At 71.8% G+C, this 7774-nt stretch carries 6 protein-coding genes; 2 read left to right on the plus strand and 4 right to left on the minus strand.

Features of this window, described 5'->3' with window-relative positions:
- Positions 1 to 109: 109 nt before the first annotated feature.
- Entirely contained in the window at positions 110 to 811 is a 702-nt protein-coding gene (locus ACWGIU_RS22960; RefSeq protein WP_453708583.1) for a DUF3105 domain-containing protein, read from the minus strand.
- Positions 812 to 869: 58 nt separating this feature from the next.
- Positions 870 to 1253 carry a hypothetical protein gene (locus ACWGIU_RS22965; protein ID WP_453708585.1) on the minus strand — a complete coding sequence of 128 codons (384 nt, stop codon included), beginning with the start codon at positions 1251 to 1253 and terminating at the stop codon, positions 870 to 872.
- A gap of 171 nt (positions 1254 to 1424) precedes the next feature.
- Here ACWGIU_RS22965 and ACWGIU_RS22970 point away from each other — a divergent pair, with 171 nt between their 5' ends.
- Both ACWGIU_RS22970 and ACWGIU_RS22975 read left to right on the plus strand, forming a co-directional pair.
- Positions 1425 to 2786, plus strand: coding sequence for a glutamine synthetase family protein (locus tag ACWGIU_RS22970; RefSeq protein WP_393718542.1), 1362 nt, complete (start codon positions 1425 to 1427; stop codon positions 2784 to 2786).
- Positions 2787 to 2921: 135 nt separating this feature from the next.
- Complete coding sequence (locus ACWGIU_RS22975; RefSeq protein ID WP_453708587.1) at positions 2922 to 3278, plus strand: hypothetical protein; 357 nt, start codon at positions 2922 to 2924, stop codon at positions 3276 to 3278.
- A 20-nt stretch (positions 3279 to 3298) separates the two neighbouring features.
- Here ACWGIU_RS22975 and ACWGIU_RS22980 read toward each other — a convergent pair whose 3' ends face one another.
- Both ACWGIU_RS22980 and ACWGIU_RS22985 read right to left on the minus strand, forming a co-directional pair.
- Complete coding sequence (locus tag ACWGIU_RS22980; protein WP_453708589.1) at positions 3299 to 5362, minus strand: PIG-L family deacetylase; 2064 nt, start codon at positions 5360 to 5362, stop codon at positions 3299 to 3301.
- Between the two features lie 143 nt (positions 5363 to 5505).
- Positions 5506 to 7774 (minus strand): PIG-L family deacetylase (locus ACWGIU_RS22985; RefSeq protein ID WP_453708591.1); only part of this gene is annotated, 2269 nt, incomplete at its 5' end.

A 7774-nucleotide genomic window follows, 5' to 3' on the forward strand; every position in this document is an offset into this window, starting at 1 on the left:
GCGAACAGCAGGGCCAGCAGGACGGCCGTGCCCGCGACCCAGTACGTACGGGGAACGGGGCGGTCGCGGCTGTCGCGGCTGTCGGGGCTGTCGCGGTCGGCCGGGCGGCTCACTTGCCGGCCAGCCCGCTCGTGCAGGCCGCGCCCGGCTCCGGGGTCTGCTCGCCCTGCACGTACTTCGTGAAGAACGTCGACACCCGCGGGTCGTCCGCGCTGTCCACGGTCAGCTGCTTGCCCCACGCGCTGAGCATGATGGAGCCGGTCTGCTCCTTGATCGGGCTCATCAGCGTGTACGGGGTCTTGGCGACGGTCGCGGCGAGCTTGTCCACGTCGGCCTGGGGGGCCTTCTCGTTGTACGTCACCCAGACCGCGCCGTGCTCCAGCGAGTGCACGGCGTTCACCTCCGGCACCGGGTTCTTGTAGACGTCACCGTTGCAGTTCATCCAGCGGGGGTGGTGGTCACCACCGACCGGCGGGTTCATCTCGTACTTCACCGGCGTCTCGACGTGGTTGCGGCCGAGCTTCTTCGCGTCCCAGAGCTGCTCGCCCTCGACCGGCTGCTTGCGGATCTCCTCGGCCTCCTTGCGGATCTTCGCCGCGGCCGCCTCCTTGCGCTGCTCGGCCTGCTTCTGGTCGATCAGCACCCAGGCGCCGAAGCCGACGAGGCCGACGACGACGGCCGACGCGGCCGTGATCGCGATGGCCTTGTTGCGCCGCTCCCGGATCTGGTCGGCGCGACGCATCTCGGCTATGCGCGCCTGACGTGAGTTCGGGTCGGTGTACTGGTTGGTCCTGCCGGACTTGCTGGCCATGTGCCCTGGTTTCCTTCTGCTGAGGGGGGTGGATGAACGCGAAACCGAACCGGACCGCTCAGGTCCGCAGCACCTGGAGGGCATAGAGGTCAGGGGCGCGCGGCGGAGCCCCGTACGGCGGGACCCACGACGCCCCGGAGACGATCGCGGCGGGCGGCGGCGCACCGATGGGGCCTGTCACGGCGGGCGGCGGCACCGGCAGCACACCGGGAGTGACGCGCGTGAGCGGAGAGCAGCCGGGCAGGTCGTACGGAGACACGCAGACGGCGTGCGCCGGCGTCCCCGCCCGTACCTGCGCGCCCGGCGACGGGACGTGCGACTCGCCCGAGCGCGCACACAGCAGCACCGTGCCGGCCAGCACCCCGAAGACGATCAGGAGGACGGCACGCCGAAGCCCGGGACGTCCGCGACGCCCCGGCTGCGTGTACTGCCGGCCCCCCATGGGCGCAGATGGTAATGCTCATGACGGCTCCCAGGTCAGTGCGGGGTGCCGCGAGCTTTTGCGGGTGCGTAATGTGGCGGAAACCACGACTGGTGATACTGGGCGCGCCCGACTGTGCCCCGACTGTCGAGGCGGTGGTGCACAAGCCGTCTGAACTGCGAGGATGAAGGCATGGACAAGCAGCAGGAATTCGTCCTCCGGACGCTTGAGGAGCGCGACATCCGCTTCGTGCGCCTGTGGTTCACCGACGTACTGGGCTTCCTCAAGTCCGTCGCGGTCGCGCCGGCGGAGCTGGAGCAGGCCTTCGACGAGGGCATCGGATTCGACGGCTCCGCGATCGAGGGCTTCGCGCGGGTCTACGAGTCCGACATGATCGCCAAGCCGGACCCGAGCACGTTCCAGATACTGCCGTGGCGCGCGGAGGCCCCCGGGACCGCCCGGATGTTCTGCGACATCCTGATGCCGGACGGCTCGCCGTCCTTCGCGGACCCGCGCTACGTCCTCAAGCGCATCCTGGCCAAGACCTCCGACCTGGGCTTCACCTTCTACACCCACCCGGAGATCGAGTTCTTCCTGCTGAAGGACAAGCCGCTGGACGGCAGCCGCCCGGTCCCGGCCGACAACTCCGGCTACTTCGACCACACCCCGCAGAACGTGGGCATGGACTTCCGCCGCCAGGCGATCACCATGCTCGAATCGATGGGCATCTCGGTGGAGTTCAGCCACCACGAGGGAGCACCCGGCCAGCAGGAGATCGACCTCCGCTACGCCGACGCGCTCTCCACGGCCGACAACATCATGACGTTCCGCCTGGTGATGAAGCAGGTGGCGCTGGAGCAGGGCGTCCAGGCCACCTTCATGCCGAAGCCCTTCTCGGAGTACCCCGGCTCGGGCATGCACACCCACCTCTCCCTCTTCGAGGGCGACCGCAACGCCTTCTACGAGTCGGGCGCCGAGTACCAGCTCTCCAAGGTCGGCCGCTCCTTCATCGCGGGCCTGCTGCGCCACGCCGCCGAGACGGCGGCGGTCACCAACCAGTGGGTCAACTCCTACAAGCGCATCTGGGGCGGCTCCTCCCGCAGCGCCGGCGCGGGCGGCGAGGCCCCGTCGTACATCTGCTGGGGCCACAACAACCGCTCGGCCCTGATCCGCGTCCCGATGTACAAGCCGGGCAAGACGGGCTCCTCGCGCGTCGAGGTCCGCTCGATCGACTCGGGCGCCAACCCGTACCTCACCTACGCCGTCCTCCTCGCGGCCGGCCTCAAGGGCATCGAAGAGGGCTACGAACTCCCGGCGGGCGCCGATGACGACGTCTGGGCCCTCTCCGACGCCGAACGCCGCGCGATGGGCATCGAACCCCTCCCGCAGAACCTCGGCGAGGCCATCGCCCTGATGGAACGCAGCGAACTGGTCGCCGAGACCCTGGGCGAGCACGTCTTCGACTTCTTCCTTCGCAACAAGAAGCAGGAGTGGGAGGAGTACCGCTCGGAGGTCACCGCCTTCGAACTCCGCAAGAACCTCCCGGTGCTGTAAGCGCAGGTCAGAGCCCCGAGGGCAGAGTCTGAGGCTGTGGGCCGGTGGTCGTCGACCGCCGGCCCGCAGCCGTGTCATCCCCCTGGCCCGTCCGGCCCGGTCGGCGCCGGCGTGCGATCACGAAAGTCTGATGCGATGAGAACGCGCACACTGAGGTTCGGCCTGTACGCGGACGAGCAGGGGCTGGCCTGGGTCGAGGGGCTCGTCGCGGACGCCGTGGGCTCGCGGAGCGCCCGGATCACGGGTGAGAGCGTCCTACGGACCCTTCCCGGGAGCGGGATGCCGACCGCCGAGATGTACGACCACCTGGCGGAGCAGTGGGACATCGAACATCCCGGCGAGAGCCGTGGTGCGCGGGAACCGGTCGAGCTGCAGGTCGATCTGGCCTGTTCCCTGCGGACATGGCGGGCGATCCGCGCGACGGTGATCAAGACCCTGTGCCCGGAGGGAACGGCTCCGCACACCTGCCGTGTCCCCTGGATGGCTCGCTGACACCGGTCGCGCCGGCGTCGTCAGCGGACCGCCCGGTGCCATGTGGGGCGGTGGGGGGTGGTGGGGGTCGTCGTCGTGTGGAGTTCGGCGTCCAGGCCCAGGACCGCCGTCGTGGTGGTGCCCGAGGGTTCCAGGACGGCCGACGGGGCGCCGGCGAAGAGCATGCCGGATTCTGCCCATGCCGGGGGGCCGCCGAGGCCCGTGGTGCTGATCGTGCCGCTGTCCGCGCGGCCCACCATGAGACGGCCCGCGGCGCCGACCGCGCCGTAGCCGGCGCGGCCGCCCGCCTCCGTGATGCTGGAGACCTGCGGCCGGACCGAGGGGCCCGCCGTGACCAGGGCGGTGCGCACGACCCCCGAGTCCGGGCGGCGGAAGAACAGGCGCACGCCCGCGCCGTCCGGGGCGGCCGAGAGGGGGACCGTGGTGGCGGGCAGGCCCGTCGGCGCGGGGCCGAGCAGTGGAGTGTCCGGGGTGCGCTGGGTCCAGGCCAGGACGGACGTGGTGGTGGTCGCGTACACGTGCCGCCGTCCCGCCGCGTCGAGCGCCGTCACGGGGTCGCCCTGCAGGTCCTCGCCGCCGAGCCGCTCCCACGGGGAGAAACGGCCGTCCGGCTGCTGGGTGGTCACGCGCAGGGTGCGGCGCGAGTCGCGGAGGTAGACGGTGAGGCCGCCCCGAGCGTCCACCGCCACCGCGGGGGCGCTGATCGCCGAGGTGCCCTCGTCGTCGGTGCGCTCCGGTGTGCCGAGCGACTGCCACGGGCCGAACGGGCCGTCGGGCGCGGACTGGACGGCGTACACGACCTCGCGCCGGTACTCCGCGGGCGCGGAGCCGAAGGTGGTGCGGGTGGCGAGGACGGCGACGCGGCCGCCGGGAAGGCGGGCGGCGGTGGCGCCCGGGTCGATGCCCGTGCCCGGGAGGAACACCGGGCCCGCCCAGTCGCCGACGGCGTTGCGCGTCCAGTACGCGGTCCGGCCGTCCAGCGTGGCGAAGGCCCACAGACGGCCGGGTGTTCCCTCCGTCAGCCAGGAGGTGGTCTCGGCGCGGGTGTAGCGCAGTGACTGGGCCCAGTTGCGCCCGGTCGGGTTGCCCGCGACCTTGCGGTCGCCGCAGCCCGACGGGCTGCCGCAGTAGTCCTGGCGGTCCTGCCAGGCGTAGGTCCTCAGGAAGCCGGTCTTGGTCTCGGCGGTCTGCGGGTCCAGCGCGTGCGGCAGGGTGCTGTTGTGGTAGCCGAGGTAGCTCTGGACCGTGAAGTGCGGACGTCTGCGGACCTGTTCGGCGTAGGCGGTGGTGGCGGCCTGCACGAAGCGGGCGCCGTACATGTGGTCCTGATGGTCGGTGTACCGGCCGGTCCCGTTCTCGCCGTACCGGTTCGGCGTCGGGTCCTGCATCCGTATCGTCGTCGGCCGGTACTGCTCCAGGACCCCGGCTATCGCCTGGACGAGCTGGTCCTTCGTGTACGTGAACGGCTGCTTGACCGGGGTGCCGGAGGTGAGCTGGGCCTCCAGCGCGGGTATCCGGCCGTTCCACAGGCCGCGCAGGCTCTCGGGGGTGTCCGCGCCGGTGCTGCGGGCCTCGCGCAGCATCAGCCACACCAGATTGACCTGCGGCTTGGCTATGAGGACGTCGACCTCGGCCCGGCCGCCGCCGGCGGTGGCCATGACCGAACGCTTCCACGCGCTCGTACGGTCGCCGGTGGCCATCTGCGCGTAGGCGGAGCGGATGCCGTTCTGCCGGGCCTCCGCGTAGTGGGCGCGGTCGGCGGGCTGTTCGGGGTCATCGGCGGCGCCGCCGTGGGCCTCGTTGCGGCCGTCGGACTCGCCGGAGGTGAGGTAGGCGGTAGTGACCTGGGTGCCGGACAGCAGGGACCGGCTGAGGTCCGGGTTCATGAAGAACAGGTCGTCGTCGGGGTGGGCGACGATCTGGACGACCGAACCGGCGGTGACGCTCGCGGGCCGGACCGAGGCCGGGTTCTTCTCCTGGGTGGCTTCGGCGGTGGTCTGCCGGCCGGCCACGGAGAGTACACCGGTGGCGCCGGCTGTCAGCACGGTGAGCAGGGCCGCGAAGCGGCGACGGGTCACGGGCATCGGGTCACCCCTCGGATTCGGTCTCGCTCTGACGGGCGAAAGCGTTGAACAGTCAGAGAGAGGGCGAATCGGCGGGCCTGGTTCACCGAATCCGCAGATGGCCGGTGCTTTTCCGGCACAAGATGCGGACGTTGTTCGTCCGTCTACGGTGCCGCGGGCGATGGGGGCGATGGGGGCGACGGGGGCGGTACGGGTGATGCGGGTGATGCGGGCGGTGTCGGAGACGGGGACGGAGGCGCGTTGCGCGGGCCCACCGGCTGCCACGGCGCCAGGTGCGCGTTCGGCGTGTCGGCCGAGGAGGTCACGTACAGCCGTGCATCGAGCCCCACCACCGCCAGGCTGACCAGGCTCTTGCCGGTCATCGTGGAGGAGGGCGCGCCGACGAACATCAGCGGGGACCGTTCCCACGGCCGCCCCGGCCCGGCCTCCGAGCCGAGTTGCCCGCCCGCCGTGCGGCCCGCCAGCACGTGCCCGCTCGCCGTCACCGAGCCGAAGCCCTGGAGGCCGCCGAGGTCGGTCATCTGGCTCACCTTCAGCCCGCCCTCACCCGTGATCAGGGCGGTACGGACATTGCCCGAGCCGGGCTTGCGGAACCACAGCCGTACGCCGCCCTCGCGACCGTCCGCGGTCAGCGGGAGCGTGGTGTCCGGCAGCCCCGTGGCCGTGACCTGGCCCAGTGGGGCACCCGGCTGCGGCTGCACCCAGCCCACCACCGACTTGGAGGTGGCGGAGAACACCATGCGCCGCCCGGCGCCGTCGGTCGCGGTGGCCGGGGACCCGTGCAGGTCGGTGCCGCCGTACTTCTCCCAGGGCCCCCAGCTGCCGTCCGCCCGCTGCACCCGGCCGCGCAGGCTGTACGCGCCGTCGCGGACGTACGCCGCCAACTGCCCGGTGCCGTCGACCGATACGGCCGGAGCGCTGATGTCGGAGGTCCAGGTCTCGTCCGCGGTCTCGGGGGTGCCGAGCGACTGCCACTCCGTGAACTCCTCGGCCCCCGGCCGCTTCTGGACGACGTAGACGACCTCGCGCGTGTAGTCGGTGGGCTTCACGCCGAAGGAGGTACGCGTGCCGAAGGCGGCTATCCGGCCGTCCGCCAGGGTCACGGTGCTCACGCCCGGGTCCATGCCGGTGCCGGGGAGCAGGTCCGGGCCCTTCCAGCGGCCGACGAGACCGGGCCGGTGCCAGACGGCCACCTGGCCGTCGAGCACCTTGAAGGCCCACAGCCCCTGCTCCGCGTCGGAGGTCAGCCAGCTGGTGCTGGTGCCGCGGGCGTAGTTGATGGAGTCCGACCACCGGTTGCCGCCCGGCTGGTCGGAGATCTTGAGGTCGCCGCAGCCGGCGGGGCTGTTGCAGTGGTTCTGCCGGTCGAGCCAGGCGTAGGTGCCCAGGATGTCCAGCTTCTCCTTGGCCTCGTCCGGGTCCAGGGCGCTGGGGAGCGAGCCGTTTATGTAGCCGGCGTAGTTCTGCACCGCGAAGTGCGGGCGGTCCGTGACGTCCCTGGCGTAGGCGGCGGTGGCGAGCTGCACGAACCGGGCGCCGTAGAAGTGGTCCTGGTGGTCGGTGTACCGCTTCGTGTCGGGATACCGCCCGGGGGTCGGGTCCTGGGAGCGGACGGTGGTCGGCCGGTATTGCTCCAGGATGCCGACGAGGGTCTGGACGACCTGGTCCTTGGAGTACGAGAACTTCTGTGTGACCGGGGTGCCGGACGCGAGCATGGAGTCCAGGCGGGGAACCTTGCCGTCCCACAGGCCGTGCAGGCTGTCCGGGGCGTTGTCGTGGACGCTGCCGGCCTCGCGGAGCTGCAACCAGACGAGGTTGACCTGGGGCTTGGCGACGAGGACGTCGACCTCGGCGTGACCGCCGCCTTTGGTCGGGACGACGGTGCGGGTCCACGGGCTGCCGCGGTCGCCGGTGGCCATCTTGGCGTAGGCGGCGCGTATGCCGTTCTGACGGGCCTCGGCGTAGGCGGGCTTGTCGGGCTTGGTGGTGGCTGCCTTGGCGGCGCCGGCGTTGATGCCGTCGGACTCGCCCGAGGTCAGGTAGACCGAGGTGACCGGGCTGCCGGCGGATATGGAGTACCGCAGGTCCGGGTTCATGAAGTACAGGTCGTCGTCGGGGTGCGCGATGACCTGGAGCACCCGGCCGGGGTCGGGCGGCTCCGGGGCGGGCGTGGGAGTGCCGGCCGCCTTGTCGGGGACGGTGGGGGAACCGAGGCGGTCGAGGAGTTCGTTGCCCCGCAGGAGGAGCAGACTGCCGGCGGCGGTGACGACGCAGAAGGCGACGACCTTGACGAGGCGGGCCCGGCGGCGACGGGCCCCACCCCGGGTCCCGACCCTGGCCGCGCCCTTGCCGCGGGCCGGGCGGCGCGCCCGGCGGCTGTCGGCGGCTTCGGCCGCGGCCCCGGGGGCTTCG

The organism is Streptomyces sp. NPDC054840, from assembly GCF_053611065.1.